The organism is Nocardiopsis sp. iso_186 (genome assembly GCF_056173365.1).
Genome location: NZ_CM149670.1, coordinates 5,258,403 through 5,282,860 on the forward strand (window position 1 = coordinate 5,258,403; position 24,458 = coordinate 5,282,860).

The 24,458-nt window shown below is 68.0% G+C and carries 23 protein-coding genes; 11 read left to right on the forward strand and 12 right to left on the reverse strand.

Annotation, left to right across the window (positions count from 1 at the left end):
* Window positions 1–10 precede the first annotated feature (10 nt).
* The 3 genes from add to AC0VYP_RS22910 form a co-directional block, all read right to left on the reverse strand.
* A complete protein-coding gene (gene add, locus AC0VYP_RS22900; protein ID WP_475471774.1) occupies window positions 11–1,048 on the reverse strand; it encodes an adenosine deaminase in 1,038 nt (345 codons plus the stop codon).
* Window positions 1,049–1,128: 80 nt separating this feature from the next.
* Window positions 1,129–1,773, reverse strand: a complete 645-nt coding sequence (locus AC0VYP_RS22905) for a GNAT family N-acetyltransferase (protein WP_475471776.1) — start codon at window positions 1,771–1,773, stop codon at window positions 1,129–1,131.
* A 48-nt stretch (window positions 1,774–1,821) separates the two neighbouring features.
* The gene (locus AC0VYP_RS22910) at window positions 1,822–3,207 is read right to left on the reverse strand and encodes a GH1 family beta-glucosidase (RefSeq protein WP_475471778.1); all 1,386 of its coding nucleotides are present in this window, start codon (window positions 3,205–3,207) and stop codon (window positions 1,822–1,824) included.
* A gap of 306 nt (window positions 3,208–3,513) precedes the next feature.
* On the opposite strand from AC0VYP_RS22910, the gene AC0VYP_RS22915 reads away from it, so the two are divergent.
* Entirely contained in the window at window positions 3,514–4,092 is a 579-nt protein-coding gene (locus AC0VYP_RS22915; RefSeq protein ID WP_285758759.1) for a TetR/AcrR family transcriptional regulator, read from the forward strand.
* A gap of 314 nt (window positions 4,093–4,406) precedes the next feature.
* The gene (locus tag AC0VYP_RS22920) at window positions 4,407–5,282 is read left to right on the forward strand and encodes a prolyl oligopeptidase family serine peptidase (RefSeq protein WP_285758261.1); all 876 of its coding nucleotides are present in this window, start codon (window positions 4,407–4,409) and stop codon (window positions 5,280–5,282) included.
* 41 nt (window positions 5,283–5,323) lie between these two features.
* Here the strand turns inward: AC0VYP_RS22920 and AC0VYP_RS22925 are convergent, their stop codons facing one another.
* Complete coding sequence (locus tag AC0VYP_RS22925; protein WP_475471780.1) at window positions 5,324–6,700, reverse strand: FAD-dependent oxidoreductase; 1,377 nt, start codon at window positions 6,698–6,700, stop codon at window positions 5,324–5,326.
* 226 nt (window positions 6,701–6,926) lie between these two features.
* Between AC0VYP_RS22925 and AC0VYP_RS22930 the strand changes: the two genes are divergently transcribed.
* Entirely contained in the window at window positions 6,927–7,553 is a 627-nt protein-coding gene (locus tag AC0VYP_RS22930) for an HD domain-containing protein (protein ID WP_475471781.1), read from the forward strand.
* Between the two features lie 23 nt (window positions 7,554–7,576).
* Here the strand turns inward: AC0VYP_RS22930 and AC0VYP_RS22935 are convergent, their stop codons facing one another.
* The 3 genes from AC0VYP_RS22935 to AC0VYP_RS22945 form a co-directional block, all read right to left on the reverse strand.
* A complete protein-coding gene (locus AC0VYP_RS22935; RefSeq protein WP_285758258.1) occupies window positions 7,577–8,329 on the reverse strand; it encodes a sulfite exporter TauE/SafE family protein in 753 nt (250 codons plus the stop codon).
* A gap of 138 nt (window positions 8,330–8,467) precedes the next feature.
* On the reverse strand, window positions 8,468–9,430 hold the full coding sequence (locus tag AC0VYP_RS22940; RefSeq protein ID WP_285758257.1) for an SPFH domain-containing protein: 963 nt from the start codon (window positions 9,428–9,430) through the stop codon (window positions 8,468–8,470).
* A gap of 297 nt (window positions 9,431–9,727) precedes the next feature.
* Window positions 9,728–10,513 carry an ABC transporter ATP-binding protein gene (locus AC0VYP_RS22945; protein WP_285758256.1) on the reverse strand — a complete coding sequence of 262 codons (786 nt, stop codon included), beginning with the start codon at window positions 10,511–10,513 and terminating at the stop codon, window positions 9,728–9,730.
* 82 nt (window positions 10,514–10,595) lie between these two features.
* Between AC0VYP_RS22945 and AC0VYP_RS22950 the strand changes: the two genes are divergently transcribed.
* The 4 genes from AC0VYP_RS22950 to serB all read left to right on the forward strand — a co-directional run bounded on the left by AC0VYP_RS22950 (window position 10,596) and on the right by serB (window position 14,118).
* Window positions 10,596–11,381 (forward strand): hypothetical protein, encoded by a 786-nt coding sequence (locus AC0VYP_RS22950; protein WP_285758255.1) that lies wholly within the window; start codon window positions 10,596–10,598, stop codon window positions 11,379–11,381.
* Between the two features lie 105 nt (window positions 11,382–11,486).
* A complete protein-coding gene (locus AC0VYP_RS22955) occupies window positions 11,487–12,137 on the forward strand; it encodes a DUF1707 SHOCT-like domain-containing protein (protein ID WP_285758254.1) in 651 nt (216 codons plus the stop codon).
* A 53-nt stretch (window positions 12,138–12,190) separates the two neighbouring features.
* A complete protein-coding gene (locus tag AC0VYP_RS22960) occupies window positions 12,191–12,823 on the forward strand; it encodes a DUF1707 SHOCT-like domain-containing protein (RefSeq protein WP_285758253.1) in 633 nt (210 codons plus the stop codon).
* Window positions 12,824–12,891: 68 nt separating this feature from the next.
* Complete coding sequence (gene serB / locus AC0VYP_RS22965) at window positions 12,892–14,118, forward strand: phosphoserine phosphatase SerB (protein WP_475471784.1); 1,227 nt, start codon at window positions 12,892–12,894, stop codon at window positions 14,116–14,118.
* A gap of 15 nt (window positions 14,119–14,133) precedes the next feature.
* Here serB and AC0VYP_RS22970 read toward each other — a convergent pair whose 3' ends face one another.
* The 5 genes from AC0VYP_RS22970 to AC0VYP_RS22990 all read right to left on the reverse strand — a co-directional run bounded on the left by AC0VYP_RS22970 (window position 14,134) and on the right by AC0VYP_RS22990 (window position 19,444).
* Complete coding sequence (locus tag AC0VYP_RS22970; protein WP_475471786.1) at window positions 14,134–14,406, reverse strand: SixA phosphatase family protein; 273 nt, start codon at window positions 14,404–14,406, stop codon at window positions 14,134–14,136.
* 408 nt (window positions 14,407–14,814) lie between these two features.
* Complete coding sequence (locus tag AC0VYP_RS22975) at window positions 14,815–17,124, reverse strand: sodium-translocating pyrophosphatase (RefSeq protein WP_432707456.1); 2,310 nt, start codon at window positions 17,122–17,124, stop codon at window positions 14,815–14,817.
* A gap of 475 nt (window positions 17,125–17,599) precedes the next feature.
* Window positions 17,600–18,079 carry a DUF309 domain-containing protein gene (locus AC0VYP_RS22980; RefSeq protein ID WP_285758245.1) on the reverse strand — a complete coding sequence of 160 codons (480 nt, stop codon included), beginning with the start codon at window positions 18,077–18,079 and terminating at the stop codon, window positions 17,600–17,602.
* Entirely contained in the window at window positions 18,079–18,990 is a 912-nt protein-coding gene (locus AC0VYP_RS22985) for an alpha/beta fold hydrolase (RefSeq protein WP_285758244.1), read from the reverse strand. Before AC0VYP_RS22985 ends, AC0VYP_RS22980 begins: the two co-directional genes overlap by 1 nt.
* A 19-nt stretch (window positions 18,991–19,009) precedes the next feature.
* Window positions 19,010–19,444 (reverse strand): phage holin family protein, encoded by a 435-nt coding sequence (locus AC0VYP_RS22990; protein ID WP_475471788.1) that lies wholly within the window; start codon window positions 19,442–19,444, stop codon window positions 19,010–19,012.
* A 174-nt stretch (window positions 19,445–19,618) separates the two neighbouring features.
* On the opposite strand from AC0VYP_RS22990, the gene AC0VYP_RS22995 reads away from it, so the two are divergent.
* The 4 genes from AC0VYP_RS22995 to AC0VYP_RS23010 all read left to right on the forward strand — a co-directional run bounded on the left by AC0VYP_RS22995 (window position 19,619) and on the right by AC0VYP_RS23010 (window position 24,431).
* On the forward strand, window positions 19,619–20,419 hold the full coding sequence (locus tag AC0VYP_RS22995; protein ID WP_432707445.1) for a Fic family protein: 801 nt from the start codon (window positions 19,619–19,621) through the stop codon (window positions 20,417–20,419).
* A 966-nt stretch (window positions 20,420–21,385) separates the two neighbouring features.
* A complete protein-coding gene (gene ssd, locus AC0VYP_RS23000) occupies window positions 21,386–22,477 on the forward strand; it encodes a septum site-determining protein Ssd (RefSeq protein ID WP_475471790.1) in 1,092 nt (363 codons plus the stop codon).
* A complete protein-coding gene (locus AC0VYP_RS23005; RefSeq protein WP_475471792.1) occupies window positions 22,474–23,667 on the forward strand; it encodes a TadA family conjugal transfer-associated ATPase in 1,194 nt (397 codons plus the stop codon). Before ssd ends, AC0VYP_RS23005 begins: the two co-directional genes overlap by 4 nt.
* Window positions 23,640–24,431 (forward strand): type II secretion system F family protein, encoded by a 792-nt coding sequence (locus AC0VYP_RS23010; RefSeq protein ID WP_475471794.1) that lies wholly within the window; start codon window positions 23,640–23,642, stop codon window positions 24,429–24,431. The genes AC0VYP_RS23005 and AC0VYP_RS23010 overlap by 28 nt, the downstream gene beginning before the upstream one ends.
* Window positions 24,432–24,458: the final 27 nt, after the last annotated feature.

Sequence of the window (24,458 nt, forward strand, 5' to 3'; positions counted from 1 at the left end):
CACCGCCCGATCAGGCCGGCTGGGAGTCGGCCAGTACGGCGTCGATCTCGGCGGAGAGCGCCCTCTTGTCCGCCGGTTCCAAGAACGCGGCCGCGACGCCGTTGCGCGCCAGTCGGGCCAGGTCCGCGCCGTCCAGGCCGAGGATGTGCGCGGTGCGGTACTCGTTGACCAGGTCGGTACCGAACATGGGCGGGTCGTCGCTGTTGAGGGTGACCAGCAGGCCCGCGTCGAGCATGCGCGGCAACGGGTGCTCCTCGATCGAGGCGATGGCCCGGGTCCGCAGGTTGGAGGTCGGTGAGACGTCCACCGGGATCTGGTGCCGGCTCAGGTGCTCCACCAGCCGGGGGTCCTGCATGCTGTCGATACCGTGCCCGATGCGCTCGGCGCCCAGGGTCGTGAGCGCCTCCCACACCCGCTCGGGCCCGCCGTTCTCGCCGGCGTGCGGAATGCTGTGCAGTCCTGCTGCGCGGGCGCGTGCATAGATCCCCTTGAACGGGGTCCGACCCACCTCGATCCCCCCGACGCCGAAGCCCACAACGCTGGGCGGGCCGTCTGCGAGAACCGCGTCCAGGGTCTGCTCCCCCGCCTCTACGCCGAAGTCGCCGGGGAAGTCGGGGATCCAGCGCAACCGGATGCCGTGCTCGCGCTCGGCATCGCGGCGGCCGTGCTCGATCCCGGCGAAGACCACGGAGGCGGGGACTCCGCGGACCAGGTGGTTGTACAGGCTGACGTGCAACTCGGCGTAGCGGACGTTCTGGGCGGCCAGGCGCGCGGCGACGTCACGGGTCAGCAGCGCGAAGTCGGCTTCCTCCCGCAGCACCTGCACCGAGGCGATGTAGACGTCGATGAAGTGCGGGAAGTCACGGAATTCGTAGTAGTCCCCGACCTCCTTCAACGATCGGGGCAGCCCGGGGACGTCGTACTTGCGGACCAGTTCCAGAAAGGTGGCCGGCTGCATCGAACCTTCCAAGTGAACGTGAAGTTCGACCTTGGGAAGGTTCTGGATGAGCGCCTCGACTGCGGGGGCGACGGTTTCTGCGCTTTTCATCTGGCGACGGTACTGAATCCCGCTGTCGCTTTCCAAGCCGACCGTCATCTTATTGACGACAGATTGTCAGAAATACGATGCTAGCGAAGACCGAACCTCTCCTTGCACGCGTCGAGGGCGTCGATGCAGGTCCGCCCCCTTCGGTGGTGCTCCCAGTCCGAACGCTCCAGTACCAGGCGATGCCCGCTGACCATGCGTCCTTGAACGCCGATACGGAAGCCGCCATCACCGCGGTAACCGAGCCTGCGCGACACGGCCATCGAACGCTCGTTGTCGGAGAAGACCGATGTGCGCGCCACCTGCGCGCCGAGCCCGGCGAACGCCAACTCCAGGACCGCCGCACGCATCTCGGTACCGATCCCGCGCCCCTGGTGCGCCCTGCCCAACCAGGATCCCGTTTTGACCTCGCGGGTCACCGCGAAGTCCCTGGCACCGACCTCCTGGACACCGACCACCCGGCCGGCCTCGAAAACAGCCAGCTGGAGCGACCACGCCGCAGGGGTCCACTCCGCGAGTTTCAGCCAGTGGTACTGCATGACGCTTCGGGCCCGCTGCTGGGGCGAAGCGTCGGTCCAGGGGACCTGGAAAGGCATCTGCTCGGGATCGTGAACGCCCTCGGCAGCGACCTGGGCCAATTCGTCCAGCTCGGCAAGGGTCGGCAGACGCAGTTCGAGGCGTTCGGTGCGGAGGGTGAGCGCGAACAGAGGCCAGTGCCGTGCGGTCATAACCGTGATGATGCCCAAACGGACTCGGCAGGGCCACCGGTTTTTGCCTCACCCACGAGCACGGGCGATCGCGTCGCGGTACCAGAAGAACGACTCCTTGGGTGTGCGGGCCTGCGTCGCGAAGTTGACGTGCACCAGGCCGAACCGCTGCGTGTACCCCTGGGCCCACTCGAAATTGTCCAAAAGGGACCAGGCGTAGTAGCCGCGCACGTTGACCCCGTCGGCGATCGCCTCGGCAAGGGCGCGCAGGTGCCCGTCGAGGTAGGCGACCCGATCGGGATCGGCCACCACCCCATTGGCGTCGGGCTCACCCGGGTAGGAGCAGCCGTTCTCGGTGATGTGCACCGGCGGCAGGGCGGGCCCGTACCGATCACGCAGGCTCGTGAGCAGCGCGTGCAGGCCATCGGGGACGACCGGCCAGCCGAACCCGGTCAAGGGCGTTTCGGGGAAGAGCTCGGTGTAGTCGGGCAGCGCGAAGGGCAGGGCGTCACCGGGAGCGGGGGCAGCGGCCAACGTCGGGTTGTAGTAGTTGACGCCGAGTGCGTCCACCGAGCCGCGCAGTGCCGCGAGGTCGCCGTCACGGATGACCCGGTCCAGCGGGGTTCGCCCCGTCTCCGGATCGGCGTATGCGCTGAGGTCGGGGTACTCCCCCAAGAGCAGCGGATCGAGGAAGAGCCGATTGTGCAGCGTGTCGTAGGCGGCGGCAGCGGCAACGGTGTCAGGTGCGTCGTCCACCGGCGAAACGGGAGTGCAGTTGTTGGTGAGCAGGACCTCGTGCCCTGCGGCACGCAGCACCTCGGAGGCACGCGCGTGCGCGAGCAGTTGGTGATGCGCGACAGGAAGTGCGTCCAGCATCAGTGCCTGCCCCGGTGCGTGGACTCCGAACGCATAGCCGAACGCCATGTGGACGAAGGGCTCGTTCAGGGTGATCCAGCGCGATACACGATCGCCGAACCGATCGACCACCAGGCGGGCGTAATCGCCGAACCGCTCGGCGGTGTCCCTGGACAACCACCCCCCGGCGTCCGAGAGGGCCTGGGGCAGGTCCCAGTGGTAGAGGGTGGGCACGGGCTGAATTCCGGCCGCACACAAGGCATCAATCAGACGATCATAAAAATCGAGCCCTACCGTGTTTACCCGACCGTAACCGAGCGGAAGAACTCGTGGCCATGCGATTGAGAAGCGATAGGCGGAAAGTCCCAGTTCTACCATCATCGCTACATCTTCGGGGAAACGATGATAGTGATCGCATGCGACCTGGCCCGAGCTTCCGTCGAGGATACGACCGGGAAGTTGACAGAAGGAATCCCATATGGATGCGCCGCGCTCCTGCGTAGCTCCCTCCACCTGGAAAGACGCGGTGGCAACACCCCATTGGAACCCCGGGGGGAAACTCGGGCTGCCCTGATCCGGGTATTCGACTGAGAGGGACACCGCGGTTCTCCTCAAGGCTCGATCGGCCGGCGCCCGGACCGGAAGTGGCCAAAACCAAGAGCGCCGACCGGCTCGGGCTCAAAACCGGAATAGTACGGGAACCATTTGAATTCGGAAAGGCATCATAGAGACGTGACGACTTCTTCCCGAACCTCCGAGTCCACCGCCCCAGAACAGCGCGACGGGTCCGAGTCGGACCGGCACTCCGTCGGCGGCGCGGAGTCGGCGCGCAAGAACCAGGGCCTTTTGTCCGAGCAGACCGTCGCCCAGGGGCCGCTGCGGCGACTTCCCGCCCAGCAGCGGAGCATGGCGCGGGTGCAACGGATGTTGGACGCGTGCGCCCAACTGCTCGACGAAGGCGGGTACTCGGAGCTTTCCACGACCCGTATCGCCGAACGCGCCGGTGTGGCCATCGGTTCGGTGTACCAATTCTTTCCGGACAAGAAAGCCATCACCCAGGCATTGGGGCTTCGCTACCTTGACCTCTTCAGCCTGCGAGTGACCCGCCGGCTTTCCGAGGAGACCTTCGCGCATTGGACAGAAGCAGTTGACGCGATGATCGACGAGTACATCGACATGCACCGCAACGAACCCGGCTTTCGCAGTCTGCATTTCGGCGACGTCGTGGACGTCCGGTTGCTCGACGCCGACAGTGAGAACAACCGGGTGATCGCGGTGCGTTTGCGCGACCTGTTGATCTCGATCGCCGGAGTGTCCGAGAGCGAAACCCTGGACCGTGCTGTCATCGTGGCGGTGGAGGCGGCCGACGCCGTACTGAAGTTGGCGTTCCACAAGGATCCGGACGGTGATCCGCACTACATCTCGGAGAGCAAAATCCTCGTGCGCGGCTACCTCGGACAGCTATTTGGCCCTAAAAGCTCATAAAACCAACTAAGGGTGCGAACTAGGACACAACACCGAAGGGCGATACAGTGTTTTGCGTTCGGGGCCCCGTCAACCGGCATCGTCGGACCCACCGCTGATGAATCGCGGTGCGCGACCGATCCGGGGCGACCGGTGAGCGAACCGCCATGGGGGAATGGCGTCGCACTCCGCGCAGTCAAACGTCGCCGTCGCGGCGGCGCCCCGCCGAAAAACCACACAATCTCTCGCCCGCTACGCACAACGAGGTTCACTACGCGTGGCCGATATCCGTGCCCGGGGCTCGGCAATGCGTCTGAACAGGGGAGGAACCCTCAGTGGTAGCCGAAAGCGCACTCGCCGCGCCATTGACCGGGACCGCCGCGGGAGTCCCGTACATCGCGGTGCCGCCGCCCGACACCAGCCAGCCTGCGCCGATGGTCGTCGCGCTGCACGCCTTTGAACCACCGCGCAGTGAGATGGCACTCGCCGGCACACTGCCGATGTCCGGTCTCCAGGCATGGAAGTTCTACCTGGGGCTGCCCCTCTTCGGGCAGCGGCTCCCCGACGGGGGCGTCCCCGAGGTGAACAGACTCGGACAGACCGACTACCTGATCCAGCTGTACGGGCCGGTCGTGGAACAGGCAGCGGCCGAACTCAGTCGGGTCGTCACAGAGCTGCACCAGACCTTTCCCGTACTCGACGAGCCGCTGGGCCTCATGGGGGTGGGTGCCGGCGGGGCCGCTGCCTTTCTCGCGCTGGCAGAGAGCGGCCTGCCCATCGGCGCCATGGGTGTGGTCAACCCGATCATCGATCCCACCCAGGTGCTCGCCGCCCGGGAACGACGGCTGGGCGTCACCTACCACTGGAGCGAGAAGTCCCGCGAGATCGCCGCATGGCTGGACTTCGCGGGCCGGGCCGACGAGCTCGCCACACGCAGGCCGCAGGCTCCTCTGCTCATCATCACCGGCCAACACGACGAAGTGATCCGCCCCGGCCACGGCCAACTGCTGCATGACGCGCTCGCCCCGCACTACCGGGCACGGACGCTGCGCCACATCGTGGTCCCCGACCTGGCTCACACCATGGGCCCCGAGCCGGGGCTGGAACCGGGACCACCCGCGCCTGGAAACGTCCTGGCCGACCGAGCCCTGACCGAATGGTTCCAACTCCACCTCACGGCCGATGCCCAGCCCGCCTTTCGGCTGGGATGAGTATTCGGGCGGCGGGACGTCCCACCGCCGCCCGGTCGGGCTCAGCCCATCCGCTCGGCGAGCTTCCGGGCGGCGATCTGCACGGGGTCCCACACCGGCGAGAACGGCGGAGCGTAGGAGAGATCCATTCCCGCCAGCGCGTGCACCGTCATCTCGTTCCACAGTGCGACGGCCAACACGTCGATCCGTTTCCCGGCACCTGCTCCGCCGACGATCTGGGCCCCCAGCAGCCGACCGCTGCCGCGTTCGGCGAGCAGTTTGACCGTGACCGCTTCGGCTCCCGGGTAGTAGCCGGCGCGCAGCGTCAACTCCTTGACGACCGTCTCGACGACGAACCCCGCCGTGGCCGCCTCCGTCTCGTTGAGGCCGGTACGCGCCACCTCAAGCCCGCACAGCTTGGTGATGGCGGTTCCCAGCACCCCTTCGAAGGCGGCGTAACCGCCGGCGATTCCGGTGCCGGCCACCCGCCCCTGCTTGTTGGCGTGCGTGCCCAGAGGAACGGACACGGGAGCCCGGGAGACCCGGTGGAAGGTCTCCACACAGTCTCCCGCCGCCCACACCCCTTGCGCCGAGGTACGCATCCTTCGGTCCACGACGATGCCCCCCGTGGGACCGATCTCCAGTCCTGCCGCACGGGCGAGATCGCTGTTGGGCCGCACCCCAAGGGCCATGACGACGACGTCGGCCTCGTACGCGGCGTCTTGTGCCAGGACTCTGCGGACCACACCGTCCTCGGTCTCGAACCCGGTGACCCGCGTGTGGGGCTGGAAGGAGGCCCCCATGGCCTGCATGGCCTCGCGCACCAACGCACCCATGTCCGCGTCCAGGGTGCCCATCGGCTCCGCCCCACCGTCCAGCACGGTGACCTCGATGCCGCGTTCCAGGAACGCTTCGGCCATCTCCAGACCGACGTAGCCTCCGCCGACCACGACGGCGCGACTGGGGGCCCGACCGTCCAGATAGGCGTTGAGCGCGATGCCGTCGGGCAGCGTGCGCAACCCGAAGACGCCTTCGGCGTCGGCCCCCGGCAGGTGCGGACGGCGCGGCGCGGCGCCGGTGGCGATCAGCAGGTGGTCGTAGGGCTCTTCGGCGACCGTCCCGCTCGCGTCAACCGTGCGGACCAGCCGCTCTGCCACGTCGATCGATGTGGCCTCGGTCTCGGTTCGCACCCCGATCGCGAAGTCACGGCGGAATTCCTCGGGGGTGCGGGCGACCAACTCCTCCGGACTGGATACGGTTTTCCCCACCAGGTAGGGAATTCCACACGCCGAGTAGGAGGTGTAGGTCCCACGTTCAAGCGCGAGGATCTCCAGCTCTTCCGGTCCCAGCGCGCGTCGCGCCTGGGACGCAGCGCTCATGCCGCTGGCGTCGCCTCCGATGACGACCAACCGCGGTCTGTCGTTAACCCGTCGCTCCATGCAGCCTCTCCCAATGGACGCCTACCGGTCGCAATACCGGCGTTGCATGGAATCCTCCCCCCGACGGGAGGGGTATCCCTCCTGGTGCCGACCAACGTGATGAATAATCACACGTGTCCCCCGCCTTTGACGGTTCCACGCCCGGGTGCGTGGCCGTCGCGCCGAAAGCGGGCGCCTTCCGCCGGCGGGGTCCACGCGTGACCAGTTTTCTAGGAGGGCGACTTACGTGACTGAGCCGGCACCGGTGTTCACCAGCGGAGTTGATCACGAACGACTCACGGCCCAGCTGCGGTTCGTCTTGGAAGTCGACAAGCTCAAGCGGATCTTGCGTCGTAACCTGCTGATCGACGGCTCGCGCCGGGAGAACGACGCCGAGCACTCCTGGCACCTGGCGGTAAGTGCCCGGGTGTTCGCCGAGTACGCACCCGCGGGCACCAATATCGAACACGTGGTGGAGATGCTGCTGCTCCACGACATCGTCGAGATCGACGCCGGCGACACCTTCGTCTACGACACCGGGGCATCCGGGTCGCAGATGGAACGGGAATGTCTGGCCGCGGACCGCATCTTCGCGCTGCTGCCATCGGACCAGGCGGTGCACGCCAGGGCGCTCTGGGACGAGTTCGAAGCCCGGGAGACGGCAGAGGCCCGGTTCGCCAAGGCCGTCAACCGGCTCGCCCCGATGCTCGCCAACTGGCACACCGACGGCGGCACCTGGGTGCAGTTCGGTGTCTCCAAGGACCAGGTCCTGGAAAAGGTGAAGATCATCTCCGAGGGCTCGGAGGCGTTGGGAGCTTACGCGGTGGCGCTGATCGACGACGCCGAGCGGCGCGGTTACCTCGGACGGAGCTGAACCGTCCCTGCGGGTGGTGGCGCTCAGGTGAGCAGCAGTTGCACGGCAGCGGTGAGTCCGATGACCACGACCAGGATGCGCAGCGCAAGCGGTTTGAGTTTGCGGCCAAAACGCGCACCCAGGTAGCCACCGACCACTGATCCAGCGGCAATGAGCGCCACCACCAGCCAGTTCGGCTGGGCGAAGACGATGTAGAAAACGGCTGCGGTGGTGTTCACGATGGACGCCAGCGCGTTCTTGAGGGCGTTGACGCGTTGAAGGTCCTCGTCGAGGGAGCTTCCCAACAGGCCGATCAGGATGATGCCCTGCGCCGCGGCGAAGTAGCCGCCGTACACGCCGGCGCCGTAGACCCCGAACGGCAGTAGTGGGCCGCCGTTGGGGCGGGCGGGTCGGCGTGTACGCATCCAGGCGTTGATCCGGGGCTGGAACACGATCAGCACACAGGCAAGCAGGATGAGGCCGGGAACGACGATCGTGAAGACCGATTCGGGGAGGTTGAGCAGCAGGATTCCGCCGGTGATCGCGCCCAGGAGGGACATCGCGCCGAAACGCAGCAACCGGGTCCGTTGCCCGGCCATTTCCTTGCGGTAGCCCCATGCACCGGTCAAGGAACCGGGAGCCAGGCCGATGCTGTTGGACAGGCTCGCGGTCACCGGCGGAATACCGATGGCCAGGAGGACAGGGAAGGTGAACAGCGTCCCGGAGCCCACCACCGCGTTGATGGCCCCTGCTCCGACGCCCGCCGCCAGAACGGCGAGTACCTCCCACACACTCATCCCGCACTCTTTTCGTCCGCTGTCGGGCACGTGCGCCCAAAAATTGCATACAGTCTACAAAGTTGACCGGGAGACGTCTGAGCGGGGACGCGAAAGACCCGGCCCCGCGCGTGGCGGGACCGGGTCGGCGTCGTGGGATCAGGCTGTCGGGGCACCCGGACGCGGCCGGGGGGCACCGTCCTTGACCGCGTCGGCGATGTCCTCCATCTGCTGGTGGAAAGGCCAGAAGGTGGACCCCGCACCCATCTCGGAGGGAACGATCCACAGCTTGTTGGAGTCGCCCTTGGCGATCTCGGGAAGCTTCTGCAAGTACTGGTAGGCCAGCAGGTCCTTGCTCAACTCACCCGAGTGCAGCGCCTTGAAGACCATCGCGATCGCGTCCGCCTCACCACGAGCGCGCAGCGTCATCGCCTCGGCCTCGGCCTTGGCTCGCACCGTCTCCGCTTCGGCGAAACCCCTGGCCTTGAGCACGGCCGAGAGCTGCTCGCCTTCGGCGCGCAGCACCGCGGCCTCCTTCTCGCCCTGGGCCTGCAACACCTGTGCGCGCTTGTCGCGGTCAGCGCGCATCTGCTTCTCCATCGCCTCCTGGATGGACTCCGAGGGGTCGATGGCCTTCAGTTCGACCCTGCTCACCTTGATGCCCCACTCGGCCGTAGCCTCGTCGAGCACGGTGCGCAGCTCCCGGTTGATCTCGTCACGGGAGGTCAGCGTCTGCTCCAGGTCCATACCGCCGATGACGTTGCGCAGCGTGGCGGAGGCGAGCTGTTCCACAGCGGTGATGAAGCTCGCCACCTTGTAGGTGGCGTCGTAGACGTTGGTCACCCGGAAGTAGACGACCGTTTCCACGTTCACCGCAAGGTTGTCCTGGGTGATCGCGGACTGGGGCGGAAAGCTGACCACCTGGTCGCGCATATCGACGCGTTCGCGGATGTGGTCCACGAACGGGATGACGATGTTGAATCCGGATTTGAGGGTGCGGTGGAAGCGGCCGAAGCGCTCGACAACGTCCTGTTCTGCCTGCGGAACAATGCGGATACTACGGATTCCGATGACGACCAGGATCGCCACGAAGATCAGGACGATGATTACGACGGTCAGCATTCGGGGCGGCCCCTGCTCCTTCAGGTCGGCTGGCGGGACGGCCCCACCAGGAAGTCACGCGGTCCGGACATCCGTTGCACACGGCGTCCGCAGGGTGATCATAAAACCCCGCGGATAACGGCGTTAGCGGGGTTAAGCATGAGCTTGCGATAAACGCCGCACTCGCGACCGGAACCGGACAATGAACCAGATTCTGGCTGGCCAGATCGTGAAATAACCCTCTGCCGAATCCAATCCCGCGCATTCCATCCACTCCAGGCATCCCTCCCGAGGCTGCCCTCGCGGTCCCGTGCCGGATCAGACAGCGCGGGCCGACCACCGCTCGCCGTGCCGCTCCACCTTGAGGTCCAGACCGAAAGTCGCACCGAGGTTGTCAGCTGTCATCACCGACTCCAGCGGCCCCGCATCCACGACCCTTCCTTCCCTGAGCAGCAGTCCATGGGTGAAACCGGGTGGGATCTCCTCGACGTGGTGGGTGACCAGGACGAGTGCGGGCGCGTCGATGTCTGCGGCCAGCCCTCCCAGCCTGCGCACCAGGTCCTCCCGGCCTCCGAGGTCGAGTCCCGCGGCCGGCTCGTCCAGCAGCAGGAGTTCTGGATCGGCCATCATCGAGCGCGCGATCAGGACCCGTTTGCGCTCCCCCTCCGAGAGAGTCCCGAACTCGCGATCGACCAACCGCACAGCGCCCCAACGGGCCAGCAGCGCCCGGGCCCGGGAATGGTCGGGAGCACCGTACTCCTCGTCTCCGCTCCCCAGATAGCCGTAAGCGGCGCTGACCACCAGATCGCTGACCGACTGATCGTCGAAGACCTGGCCGGCGACCGCGGAACTGGCGAACCCGATCAACGGGCGCAACTCGAACACGTCGGTCCTTCCCAGGCGCTCGCCCAGGACGTCCACCGTTCCCGTGGTCGGATGCAGTTGCGTCGCGGCCACCCGCAGCAGGGTGGTCTTTCCCGCGCCGTTGGCACCGATGACCACCCAGCGCTCGTCCTCTTCAACCGTCCAGTCCACGTCCGCAAGCAGCTCGGCCTGACCACGGCGTACCCCGACGCCGCCCATACGCAGCACGTGCCCGTTCATCGCTCTCCTTTGTCGCACCCGGAGTTGCGAACATATCTGGAACGCGGGTTTTGGTCCGACTCGGGTTTTACAGTGAGGTGTGATGCTGCAAGAACTGTCCTCCGCCCCTCTGGTCGCCTGGGGCAACGCCTGGCTTGCCGGCCGGGTGGGCCTGGACGACGCCATTGACGCGGTGGAACGCCGTACCGGCCCGCACGTGATCGGTACCGGCGGCGACGCCAGACTGCCTTTCGAGCCGGGCGCTCCTCTGCGCACGGCACTGGCCCGACTGCGCGGCCTGGGGTTGAGCTCCTTCCGCCTGAGCCTGCCGGTCCCGGGAGACCCACTCGGCCTCGTGGGCAGCGCCGAGCTCAACTCCGCCGCCATCGAGGCGCGCGAGGCCGTACTGATCCGCCTGGCCGACCACCAGATCGGCCTGGTCCCCGAACCCGACCTGCGCGGCTCCTCCTACCGCGGAGTCTCCTGGACGCCCTACCCGGCGGCCGACACCGACCCCGAGATCGTGCACCTGGCCGAGTCCGAACACGGGCTCAACCTCGCCATCCGGGAATCGATCGCCCTGTTCGGACAAGTGGACGACGTAACCCCGTGGGGCCCCGAGGTGACCCGTGCGCTGTCGGACCTCCGGGACGCAGAACGCGCGCCCACCGAAGGACTCGCGCCCGGGCACCCGCAGCGCGCGCACCGGCTCGCCGCGCTCGCGGACCGGCTCGCCGTCGTGATCCGTCTGGCCGATGCCGACCAGGCACGCGGGCTGAGCGGCGCGCAGATGGAGTCGCGCCGCTCCGCTCTTCGGTTGCTGGACCGGGCGGTACGCCGGGCCCGGGTCGCCGCCTACTGCGCGGCCCTGGAGGCACCGGAGCCCTGACCCGGGCCCGGGGCCTTCACCGGGGCCTGAACACGTCGGGCTCAGGGAGACATCAGGGTCGTGTCCCCGATCCGCGGCGAGCGTTTCGTGACCATACTCGAACACATGGCAAATACTCCGGAGCAATCGCTCTCCCCCCACCCCGGCATGATGCGCGCCTCGGACTCCGACCGCGACACCGTGGCACGCATCCTCACCGACGCCCTCGCCGACGGCCGCATCAACCAGGACGAACACGCCGAACGGCTGGAAACGCTCTACTCCGCCAAGACGCTGGGCGAGTTGGGGCCACTGACCAGCGATCTTGCCCCCCAGTCCGCGGTCCGGCCCTCCCCGACCACCTCCCCCTCCCCCGTCCTGGACTCCGAGCTGGCCGCCTCCTCCATCGGCTCCGAGAACATCACCGCGGTCTTCGGGGCCGCTGAGCGCAAAGGACGCTGGCTGGTCGAACCACGCACCAACGTGTCCGCGATGTTCGGCGGAATCGAACTGGACCTGCGCGAAGCGATCCTGGCCCAGCACGAGGTCACCATCCAGTGCGCGGTCGTCTTCGGCGGCCTGGAGATCATCGTGCCCCCGGGGGTGCGGGTCGTGAACGAGGCGTCGGCGATCTTCGGTGGAATGGACATCAAGGACAAGGACTCCGGCGGTGACGCCGGCTCCCCTGTCGTCCGGGTGACGGGTCTGCTCGTGTTCGGCGGAATCGACGTCAGGACGCAGGCTCCCGGTGCGAAGAAGTCGAAGAAGTCTTGCTGATCACCGATATCGGTGACGGCAGGGCACGAGGGACACAGAGGAGGACACCGACGGTGGAGCCCGATCACATCCGCGCCTCGGACGCCGACCGCGACCGAATCGCCGCGCGGCTCCGCGAAGCGATGGTCGAGGGGCGGATCGACCAGGTCGAGCTCGACGACCGCCTGGACCTGGTGTACCGGGCGCGAACCGTGGGCGAACTGCCTCCGATCATCGCCGACCTTCCTCTTGCCGACAGCACGCCGGAACACCCCGTCGGCATGACCGTCTCCTCCGAGGAGGCCCGACGGCTCGCCTCCCGGAGCAAGGGCAGCGAGACCATCGCAGCGCTGTTCGGAGCGGCCGAACGCAAAGGACGCTGGCTGGTCGAGCCGCACACCAGTGCCTCGGTCATGTTCGGCGGGATCGAACTGGACCTGCGCGAAGCGGTACTCACCCGGCACGAGGTCACCATCCAGTGCGCGGTCGTCTTCGGGGCACTGGACATCGTCGTGCCGCGCGGGGTACGCGTCGTCAACGAGGTGCACGCCGTCCTCGGCGGGGTCACCCTGCGCAAGGTCGAGACGGGGACCGATCCCAGCATGCCGGTCATCCGGCTCACCGGCACCTGCCTGATGGGGGCCATCGACGTCAAGGCGAAACGGCCCAAGAAGCGCTGCCGACGGGACGGAGCGGCGCCAGGGTGAACGACAGGCGGACATTGGGCGACCTGGTCCCCACCCACTGAGTGAGGCCGAGTACCTTAGAGTACGTCATGACTCTTGCGAATCCCGCCCCCGCAACGCTCCTGGTGACAGTGACCGGACGCGACCGTCCCGGTGTGAGCGCGCGGCTGCTCAGCACCCTGTCCGTCTTTCCGGTCACCCTCGTCAACCTCGAACAGGTCGTCATCGGCGGCCGACTCGTCCTCGGCGCCCTCCTCTCCGCCGACGACCGATCAGCGCCCGGTGTCCGTGCCGGTCGAATGTTCGACGAAGTCCGCGCCGCTGTGGAGAAGACCGTGGTCAACATCGGTATGGAGGTCAACTTCGCCACGGGCGGCGAGCGCGTCGGCTCCGCCAGTGGTAACACCAAGCTCGACGTCACGATCCTCGCCGACCCGTTGCGCCCGGGAGCACTCAGCGCCATCACCTCCTGCATCGCGCGTGCCGGCGCCAACATCGACCGCATCGAACGCTTGGCCGGCTACCCCGTGACCGCCCTGCTGCTGACTCTGTCGGGCGCCGACATCGAACGGCTGCGCACAGGCCTGGCGCTGGAGGCCGTCACCCAGTCGATCGACGTAGCGGTACAGCCCAGCGGGCTCCACCGCAGGTCCAAGCACCTGGTAGTCATGGATGTGGACTCCACCCTGATCCAGGGCGAGGTCATCGAACTCCTGGCCGAGCACGCGGGCTGCGCCGAAGAGGTCGCCCGGGTCACCGAGGAGGCCATGCGCGGCGAACTCGACTTCGAGGAGTCGCTGCGCCGCCGCGTCGCCCTGTTGAAGGGGCTGGACGCCGGCGCTCTGGAAGAGGTGCGCGGGCAACTGGTGCTGACACCGGGTGCGCGTACCCTGGTGCGGACCCTGAAGCGGCTGGGTTACGAATGCGCCCTCGTCAGCGGCGGGTTCACCCAGCTCACCGACTCCCTTGTGGAGCGGCTGGGAATCGACTACTCGGCCGCCAACACCTTGGAGATCGTCAACGGCAAACTCACCGGCGGCCTGGTCGGACCGATCATCGACCGCAAGGGCAAGGCGATCGCGCTGGAACGCTTCGCCGCCGAGGCGGGGGTCCCGTTGAGCCAGACGGTAGCGATCGGCGACGGCGCCAACGACCTGGACATGCTCCAGTTGGCGGGCCTGGGTGTGGCGTTCAACGCCAAACCCGTGGTGCGCGCCAAGGCCGACACCTCCGTGAGTGTTCCCTACCTGGACAGCATCGTCTTCCTGCTCGGCATCTCTCGTGAGGACGTGGAGGCCGCCGACCTCGACGGCTGAGGGGGACCCAGCCGGTCAGGGACGTTCGAGGATACGGGCGCTGCCGGTGCCCGGTGCGGTGTAGAGCCAGTCCGCCTCGACGTCAACGACCGCGACCGAGGCCGGCGGGAAGTGCGGGTGGCCGCTACCGCCGCTGAAGGCTGCCACCAGTTGCGCCATGGTCGGGTTGTGTCCGATCAGCAGCAGGGTGCGCACGTCGGCGTCCACCTGGTTGACCAGTTCAAAAGCGGTGTCGGGGGCCGCCGAGTAGAGGTCGGTCTCGTAGGCCACGGTCGGGTCGGTGCTCAACCCGCGCGCCACCAACTCCCAGGTCTGTCTGGTCCGGTTGGCCGCAGAGCAGAGGACGTGGTCAGGGGCGAGTCCAACGGATTCCAGTCAACCTCCCACAGCAGTGGCCTGGGCCCGGCCCTGGGCGGTCAGGGCCCGATCGAAGTCGGTGGTCACCGCGTTCTGCTCGGCCTGGGCATGGCGCATGATGATCAGGCGGCGGCTCACGGCGAGAACACCGTGGCCACGATCGCCAGCAGGGCGATGAACCCGAACATGGTGCCGACGATGGCGGCGAGTCCTTTGAAACCGGTCATGCGGGAAAGTCTGCCATGGTCCTGTTGAACAGTGTCGGCGGGCAGGAGCTCAACGAACGACAACGGGCAGGGAGAGTGTCGCTTCGTGCTCCCCCTGCCCGTCAACACGCCGCTACTCCTTGGTGGCCGCGTTCTCGCTCGGGCGCTCCGCTGCCCGACTCGTAACCGCACCGGGCTGCGGGGCCTGGACGGCTCCGCCCGTGCCTGCGCCGACCGGGGACGGGGCGGCGGTACCGCCGGACAGCCGCTTGGACCATACGATGGCACCGACGATGACGATCACGGCGACCGCGGTGACACCCACCCGCAGAGCGATGTTGTCCGCGTAGAGCACCACGCTGGGCGCGATGATCAGGGCGACGAGGTTCATCACCTTGAGCAGCGGGTTGATGGCCGGACCGGCGGTGTCCTTGAAGGGGTCTCCAACGGTGTCGCCGATCACGGTGGCCTCGTGGGCAAGCGACCCCTTACCGCCGTGGTGACCGTCCTCGACCAGTTTCTTGGCGTTGTCCCAGGCACCTCCGGAGTTGGACAGGAACACCGCCATGAGCGTGCCGGCGGCGATGGCGCCACCGAGGAAGGCTCCCAGCGGGGCGTAGCCCAGCGCGAAACCGACCGCGATCGGGGTGAGCACGGCGAGCAGGCCCGGGGTGATGAGCTCGCGCAGCGAGTCGCGGGTACAGATGTCCACCACCCGTCCGTACTCGGGCAGTTCCGTGCCGTTCATGATCCCTGGACGGGTACGGAACTGTTCCCGAACCTCCTGGACGACGCGCCCCGCGGCCCGGCCCACGGCCATGATCGCCAGACCGGAGAAGAGGAACACCACGGCCGCACCGATGATGACGCCCACCAGGACGTTGGGCTGGTCGATGGAGAGGCTGAAGCCGCCCTCGGGGCCGAGTTGGCCCTCGACCGCCGTACGAAACGCCCCGAACAGCGCGGTGGCGGCCAGCACGGCCGTGGCGATCGCGATGCCCTTGGTGATCGCCTTGGTGGTGTTGCCGACCGCGTCGAGGCTGGTCAGTACCTCGGCACCGGGCCCCTCGACGTCACCCGACATCTCCGCGATGCCCTGGGCGTTGTCGGAGACCGGACCGAAGGTGTCCATGGCCACGATTACGCCGACGGTGGTGAGCAGACCGGTACCTGCCAGCGCAACCGCGAACAGGCTGATGGTGATGTTTCCGGCGCCCAACAGGAAGGCAGCATAGACCGCCCCTGCGATGAGCAGCGCCGAGTAGACGGCCGACTCGAGACCGACCGAGATCCCGGACAGGATGACGGTAGCCGCGCCGGTCTCGGAGCTGTCGCCGATCTCACGCACCGGACGGCGATTGGTCTCGGTGAAGTAACCGGTGAGCAGTTGGATGGCAGCGGCCAGCACGAGGCCGATCAGTACCGCACCGATCGCGATGACGCGGGGGTCGCCGTCCAGCGCGGCAATGGTGTCGGAGACGCCGCTGAGATCGGCGAAGGTCGCGGGAAGGTAGAGGAAGGAGGTCGCGGTGACCAGGATCGCGGAGATGAGCGCCGAGATGAAGAAGCCGCGGTTGATCGCCGCCATGGCGTTCTTGTCACGGGACCGGGGCGCCACCACGAAGATGCCGATCATGGCGGTGATCACGCCGATCATCGGAACCAGCAGGGGGAAGACCAGCCCTTCCACCCCGAACGCGACCCTGCCCAGGATCAACGCGGCGACCAGGACGACCGCGTAGGACTCGAACAGGTCAGCGGCCATCCCTGCGCAGTCGCCGACGTTGTCGCCCACGTTGTCGGCGATGGTGGCGGCATTGCGGGGATCGTCCTCGGGGATGCCCTGCTCGACCTTTCCGACGAGGTCGGCGCCGACGTCGGCTGCCTTGGTGAAGATGCCGCCGCCCACACGCATGAACATCGCCAGCAGGGCCGCACCGAAGCCGAAGCCTTCCAGGACCAGGGGTGCCTCCCCCTGGTAGAGGAGCACGACGACCGCCGCTCCGAGCAGTCCCAGACCGACCGTGAACATGCCGGCGACGCCGCCGGTACGAAAGGCGATGCGCATGGCCTTGTGCTCGGCCCCCGCTCGGGCGGCCGCGGCGACCCGGACGTTTCCGCGTACCGCAAGCCACATTCCGACGAAGCCGGTCAGTGCGGAGAATCCGGCACCCACCGCAAAGAAGATCGAGCGCCCATAACGCACGGCGTCGGATTCGGCCGGTAGGAACAGCAGCAACAGGGGAATGGCGACGGCGAAAATGATCAGGGTGCGGAACTGGCGTTTAAGATAGGCGGCAGCGCCTTCCTGCACCGCCAGTGCGATGTTGCGCATTCGCTCTGTGCCCTGGTCCGCGGCAAGAACCTCACGCACCAGTGCCCCTGCGACGGCCAGCGCCAGGAGCGCCACCGCCAGGACCACGATGACCAGCGTGAAGTTCATGCCTTCCAGGACGAGCCCCGTACCGCTCTCGGCGGCTAGGTTGAGCCCGGTCAATCCGTCCTCCTCCAGACGGGCAGGGCCCCGCGCGGTCGCGCACTGCCGTCGGGTGGAGCCGGACGGTTCGCCCGAAGGCACATCTGGCGGGGTCTTGCCGGTGCACCACTTGTCGTTGAACAGTCCACCGCATCAATGTGTCGTGCGTCACGGTGTGCCGGGATTCTATGCAGCAGCACCAGAAAAAGAGAGACACCGGGATCGGTTTTCCGGGACGGGACGGAATATGTGATCATCCGGTGATCTTTTTCAACCCGATAAATGGCGACAATTATTTACATAAAGCCTATCGACTAACTTTTATCCTTATGGGCCACAAATCATTACAACAAGGATAAAGCGAACATAAAGCCCATTGAGTGGAAGACGGTGCTCCCGACCCCCTCGGTCGCGCGCACCGTCGGCAGCATCCGCCTCGCCGTCAGCTCCGCGTGAGCCGTACTCGCGGTGGATCGATTCCTTCGGTGTCCCCGGCCTCGATTCGCCGGGCGACCGCCCTCCCGTATTCGGCCACCCCCATGGCGTCCACCCCGTGCGGTGCACCGGGACCATACTCGGCCACGCGCTCGGCCCCACGGCGCAGCAACCGGACCGCGCCGGTGGTGTTGCCGCGCTGGGCGTGCGTCAACCCGACCGCGACCTGCGCCAGCCCGCGCCACAACTCCCTCTCGGCCCCATCAGCCGCCTTCCACACGGCTTCCAGTACCTCGTGGGCATGGAAGGCGTACCCCTCGTCGAGAAGGCGCTGTGCCTCGTCCAGGCCCTCCACGGGAGAGAACACGGCCTCGTCGGGTATGCGGGGCACACCGGGTTCGCCGTGGGGAAGCGGACGACCGTAGCGATCCCGGGGACGCTGGTTCTGCGCGCGTCCGTTGGGGCCGCGGTCGCGGTGGTCGCTCATCAGGTATCGGGCTCCGTGTCGTCGAGCCAGCCGATGAGAACGGCGTTGAACCGCTCCGGCTGCTCCTGGTGGGGAAAATGCCCGGTCCCCTCGATCAGCCGCCACCGGTAAGAGGCGTCCACATGGCGTCCGGAGCCGCGCGCGGTCCGTGGGAGCACGAAAGGATCGAGGCCGCCGTGGACCTGCAGCGTCGGCACGGTGATCGGTCGGCGCATCCGCCTCAGATGGCGCAATCCGTCAGGACGTACCTGGGAACGGAACAGCCAGCGGTAGTACTCCAGCGCGCAATGGGCCACTCCGGGGATCCGAAATGCCTCGCGGTAGCGCAGTTCGGCTTCCTTGTCCGGCCATCCGGGCCCCGCCCAGCGGTGGAGCATCCGGGCTATCGGTTCTGCGCCGTCGGCGATCAGACGGCGCTCGGGCAGCATCGGTACTTGGAAACCCAGGAGATCGCGCCCCGCCCATCCTTGGCACAGCCGGAACATCCCGGCGCGCATCCGCGTCGGATGCGGCATCGAGAGAACGGCGAGACGACGGACCGCCTTGGGGTAGTAGGCAGCCATCGTCCAGGCGGCCATCCCGCCGATGCCGTGGCCCACGACGACGGCGTCGGCAGCCCCCAGAGCGCGGACCAGTCCGGCGGCATCGGCTGCCGCAGTGCCGAGATCGTAGCCGCGCGGGGTCTTGTCGCTCGCACCGTAGCCGCGGAGGTCCACCGCGACCGCCCGGTAACCCGCGGCCGACAGGGCGGTCAACTGCGCGCTCCACGCCCACCAGAACTGGGGGAAACCATGCAGGAGAAGGACCAGCGGCCCGCTGCCGGCCTCGGCGATGTGGAATCTGGTTCCGGCCGCACTGACCGTGCGATGTGTCCACGGGCCATCGATCAGGACGGCCGACTCGTCGGTCATGACAGTCCCCGGGACGCGCTTACCGTGCGGTGTCGGATTCGCGGCGCAGGACGGACTTGGTGGCGGCGAAGGTCTCCCTGGAACGCGGGATGCCCTCCATCTTCTTGTACGAACGAACCCCGAAGAGGCCGAGGACGACCGCGACCAGCAGGTAGAAGCAGGTGACGATGAGGAACGCCCCCCATGCGGGGAGCCCCAGGGCGGCCAAACCGAACGCCAGGGTGACCGACGCCAGGATGACGATGAGGTGGGCGATCAGCCCCGCTGCCACGAGGAGCCCCGTGCCCTTGGCCACCCTGCGGGCGTCTGCCTGGATCTCCAGTCGAGCGAGCTCGATCTGCAGGCTCATCACCTGGCTGAAGCTTCCGGTCACCTCAGAGGCGAGGTCGCCCACCGACTTCTGGGCCGGGCCGAGGTTGACCGGCTCCTGGCCACCCGATCTGGTTTCGGACACCGGGGCGACTCCCTTCATTCGGACAAACGTCCTTGGCATCCTCGCACAGATCACCCCGGCGAGAACTCAGGCGGTACCGGGCCCCGACCGGCGTGTCGCCGCCCGGGCCGGGCAGTGGTTGCGCGCCCTGCCCTGGGGCGGGACCTGTCACCGCGTTGACGTAGGCTGCGTAGCGTGAGTGCTGTCTCAGCCGATCCGCTTCGGCGGATCGCAGAACTTCCCGGAGTTGACGAGGCCGTCCAAGAGACGCGGTCCATCGTTGACCGACTTCTCGGCCACCGTGTACTGCGTCGGCGCAGCAGCGACATCTCGATGCAGGCTGCCCTGCGCGGGGCGCACGCCTCCGCGACGCTTGCCGGTGCGGACGTCCCCATCGAGCAGGTGCGCACCGGCGAGGGGCAGGACCCTCGGGTCAGGGGCTCCCTTCGGGTATCGGGGGAGCTGGGCTCCCTCGTCGAAACCTGGCCCAAGGCCCCCCGGCAGGTACTGGCACGGCTCCATGTGCTCGCCGCGGCCGATGCCGTTCCCACCGACTCTCTCGGTCGCCCGCGCATGGACGGCGAGCCGGCCGAGGATCCGTTGGGAATCGGCGCCCCTCCCTCTGCGGCGGAGGCATCGGCCAGGCTGGACGCCCTGGGCCAGATCGTGTCAACTCGTTCGCAGACCCCCGCCCTGGTCGTCGGCGCGATCGTGCACGGCGAGCTCATGGCGTTGCGCCCCTTCGGTTGGGGGGACGGGATCATCGCGCGCTCCGCCGAGCGGATGACGCTCATCGAGCGCGGGCTGGACCCCAAATCCCTGGTCCCCACCGAACTGGGCCATCAGGAACTGGAAGCGGAGTACGGTCCGGCCTTGCACGGATACCTCTCGGGCACGGCCGAGGGCGTAGGCGGTTGGGTGGCCTATTGCGCCCGAGCCGTGGCATCCGGGGCACGCGACTCCTTGGCCGCGTGCGAGGCGCTCAAACGGGGCTGACGGGCCCCTGAACAGGCATCTCGGAATACGAAAAGACAATTGATCGATATCGGGCACGCGATCGCCCCGGCTCGGTACGAGCCGGGAAATCGGAAACCGACGGGAACGGTCTGGTGTCAACACCCGTCTCGTTTCAGTGAATTTCCGGACAAGGGATGACTCCCTGTCCGCATTCGGGCTGATCACGGACACAAACGGCGCCCCGCCGCCCTCGAAGGGCTAGTGGCGGAGCGCCGCGAAAACACGTCGAACCGGACTAACAAGCGTGCAAATATGTTGTCCGACCAGGGGAAACCTGGCCTGGACGGGCCTCCCGCGGCCTGGTGACGCGTGGGTACCCGGCTGGCGTGCCCGGCAGGTGCAAACCTGCCGACTACTTCCTTTGTACGCTCTATTTGCGCAGTTGGAAAGGGCATCGAAGAGATCTTTTCGCCCACGACCGCAAAGCCTCGTGGTAACGTTGCGTATTATCTTTGTTACTTGGACGCGAGCTCATCGGGCGCGTGTCGCGAAGGATTTCCCTATATCCTCAACCCCGGTCGGCAACGCAACGGCATGCGACCGACCGGATCCGTGCCGATGACCGACAGAGACGCCCCACCAGTGGCTCCCCGAGCCGCTCCGACCGTCCAGTGTTCTGCCCGGCGCGCAACAGCGCCGCCCCTGACCTCACCTGGATAACGGAGCCGGCTCTACCCCCCCGGAGCCGGACCGTGGACGGCCCCCGCTATCCCCCCAGCGGGGGCCGTCCCATGTCTCCTTGTTTCCGCGCCGCCCCGCGTTCCTCCCTCCGCCAGTCCCGTCCTGCACTGTCGGGCTCCAGCGTGCGCCGATCCCCATCACGGGTATCCACAGCCCGTGGATACCCGCGCGACCCGATTGTCCACAGGCTGTGGATCGACTTCCGCACACCTCCACGACGTTGACAAGAGTGAAGGAGTCCGGCTTTTCCACAGGGAGGTCCCCGTGCACCCAGACATCCCGGCCCGCCCCTTGATCGTCACCGACGACTCCGAACTCCTCGACGACCTGCTGCGTCTGGCCAGCGCGGCCGATATCGAGGTGAGCGTCGTCCATGCGGCCTCGCGCGCAGGACGCGAATGGCCGCGGGCACCCCTGGTCGTGGTCGGCCGCGATCTCGTCACCCAACTGGCCGCCCTCTCCCCCGGTGACAACCCCAACGTGGTCGTCACCGGGCGTGGAACATCGCGGATCGACGACGATCGCGCCGCCTGGGACAGCGCACTGCGCATCGGCGCCCGCGAGGTCGTCAACCTGCCCGACCACGAGGGCCGCCTGGTGGACCTGTTCGCCGAGGCCGCCGGAGGCGGCCCCGGCCACGCCCCCGTCGTGGCCGTGGTCGGAGGCCGCGGCGGTGCCGGGGCCAGCCTGCTCGCCGTGGCGTTGGCCCTTGCCGGACAGCGCTCCGGGATGCGCACCATGCTCATCGACGCCGATCCCTTGGGCGCCGGCCTGGACCTGCTGATCGGGGCGGAGCACACCCCCGGTGCCCGTTGGGACTCTTTCACCGGCCGCCAGGGACGGATCATCTGGCCCGCACTGCGCGACGCCCTGCCGACCGTGCACGGGATCGTCCTGATGACCTGGGCACGCCAGGAGGCCGCCCCGGTCCCTGCACCCGCCATGCGCACGATCCTCACCTCAGCGGTCCGCGGTGCCGAGCTCCTGGTCGCCGATCTCCCCCGGACGCCCGACCCCGGTACAGCCGAGATCCTGGGCAGGGCACGCGTGGCGCTGGTGGTCCTGACCGCCGACGTCCACTCGGTGCTGGCCGCTGCCCGAATCGTGCCCCGGCTGCGCGAGCAAGCGGCCGACGTCAGGCTGGTCGTGCGCGGAGCCTCCCCGGCCACAATCCCCGCCGACACCGTTTCGCAGTCGCTGGGCCTGCCGTTGGCAGGGGTGCTGGAACACGAGCCAGGACTTGCCCGCGCCCTGGAACGCGGCGACACCCCCGCCCAGCACCCCCGTTCCCCTCTCGCGTCCTTCAGCGACTCCTTCCTCGGCACGTTGCCCTCCAGCCCTTCTCCCTCCACATGAGCACCCCCCACGGCGACCCCCGTCTCCTGGAAGCGGTCCGGGGCCGCCTCGTCCGGGAAGCCGCGTCCCCGACCCCGGCCAAGGTGGCGGCGGCCGTCCGCGCCGAAGGCGGAATGCTCGGCGACTCCGAGGTCCTGGCGATCGTGCGCACGCTGCGCGCCGACCTCGCCGGGGCCGGACCGCTGGATCCACTGCTGGCCGACCCCGAGATCACCGACATCCTCGTCAACGGCCCCGACGACATCTGGGTGGACGACGGAAGCGGTCTGCGCCGGGTGCCGGAGGTAGGGTTCACCGACGACGACGCCGTACGGCGTCTCGCCCAGCGTCTGGCGGCACAGGCAGGGCGCCGGCTGGACGCCGCGGCGCCATGGGCGGACGCCCGGCTGCCGTCCGGGGCACGGCTGCACGCAGTGCTCGCCCCGGTGTCCCCCGACGGAACCCGATTGTCGCTGCGGCTCCCCCGCCACCGGGTGTTCTCCCTCGCCGAACTGGTCGCCGCGGGCGCGCTCCCCCGATCCGGAGCTCTCCTCCTCAAGGCTCTGGTGGAGTCCCGGTCGGCCTTTCTGGTCTCGGGCGGTACCGGAACGGGCAAGACCACGCTGCTGTCAGCGCTGCTTTCGCTGGTGGGGCACCGGGAGCGGCTGGTACTCGTCGAGGACTCCACCGAACTGCAGCCGGAACACCCGCATGTGGTGCGGCTGCAGTCGCGTCCGCCCAACATCGAGGGCAGCGGAGGCGTCAACCTACGCCAACTGGTACGCCAGGCGCTGCGGATGCGCCCCGACCGGCTGGTGGTGGGCGAGGTCCGGGGTTCGGAGGTCCTCGATCTCCTGGCCGCCCTCAACACCGGTCACGACGGCGGCTGCGGAACGCTGCATGCCAACACCGCCGCCGACGTGCCCGCCCGGGTCGAGGCGCTGGGGTGCGCCGCCGGCCTTAGCCGCGAGGGCCTGCACAGCCAACTGGCCGCCACCAGTGCCCTTGTCGTGCACCTTGCCCGCGACCGGAGCGACGGAACACGGAGGGTGGCCCAGGTGTGTGTGCTGCGGCGCAGCGGGGACGGCCTGGTCCGCGCGGTCCCGGCCGTCACCTACCCAGCGCAGGGCCGCGAGGCCCACGACGAGGGATTCGACGAACTCCGTGCCCGGTTGGACACCTGGTGTCCCGATCCCGCCCCACCTTGGTGACCGTGGACTGGCCGGCATTGTCGGCGCTGCTGGCCCCGTACGGTCCGGTACTTCTGCTGATCGGCTGTGCCGGGTGCGCGGCAGCGTGGTCGTCTCCCTCGCCCGGGGAGCTGCGACTCCAGCGGATCGACACTCGCCTGTTCCGATGGCGGCTTCCCGATCTACGGAAAATGCTGACCCGTCGGCTGGCGAGCAGTCCCGAACGGTTGCGGGCTGCACGGCTGCGGGCCTCGGTGGAACTGTGCCGGGTGATGACCGCCGAACTGCGCGCGGGACGCTCCCCCGCACATGCCCTGGAGGCCGGGACGGCGGAAATCGCGCCCCACCGGGCCGTTGACCTCACCGAGGCGGTCTCTCTGGCCCGGCAGGGCCACGACCCCTGCGACGCGCTGCTTCGGGCCGCCGCCGAGCCGGGCGCCTGGGGGCTCGCCTACTTGGCAGCGTGCTGGCGGGTAGCGGCCACCTCGGGCAACGGGCTGGCTCTGGTGGTGGAGCGGCTGGCCGAGAGCCTCACCCGCGAGGAAGCGCTGCGCCAGGAACTGTCCGCCCAGTTGGCGGGACCACGCGCCACCGCCGCGCTGTTGGCCGGCCTTCCGGTACTCGGTCTGCTGATGGCCGGCGGCCTGGGCGCGGCACCGCTGACCTTCCTGTTCACCACACCTGCGGGATTGGCCTGCCTTGCCGGCGGCCTCTGTCTGGACGCCGTCGGGCTGTGGTGGACCCGGCGCATGGTGCGCGGGGTGCTGTCCGCGCTGGAGCCGTGACCGCGCAGCCGGAAGAAAACGTCCAGG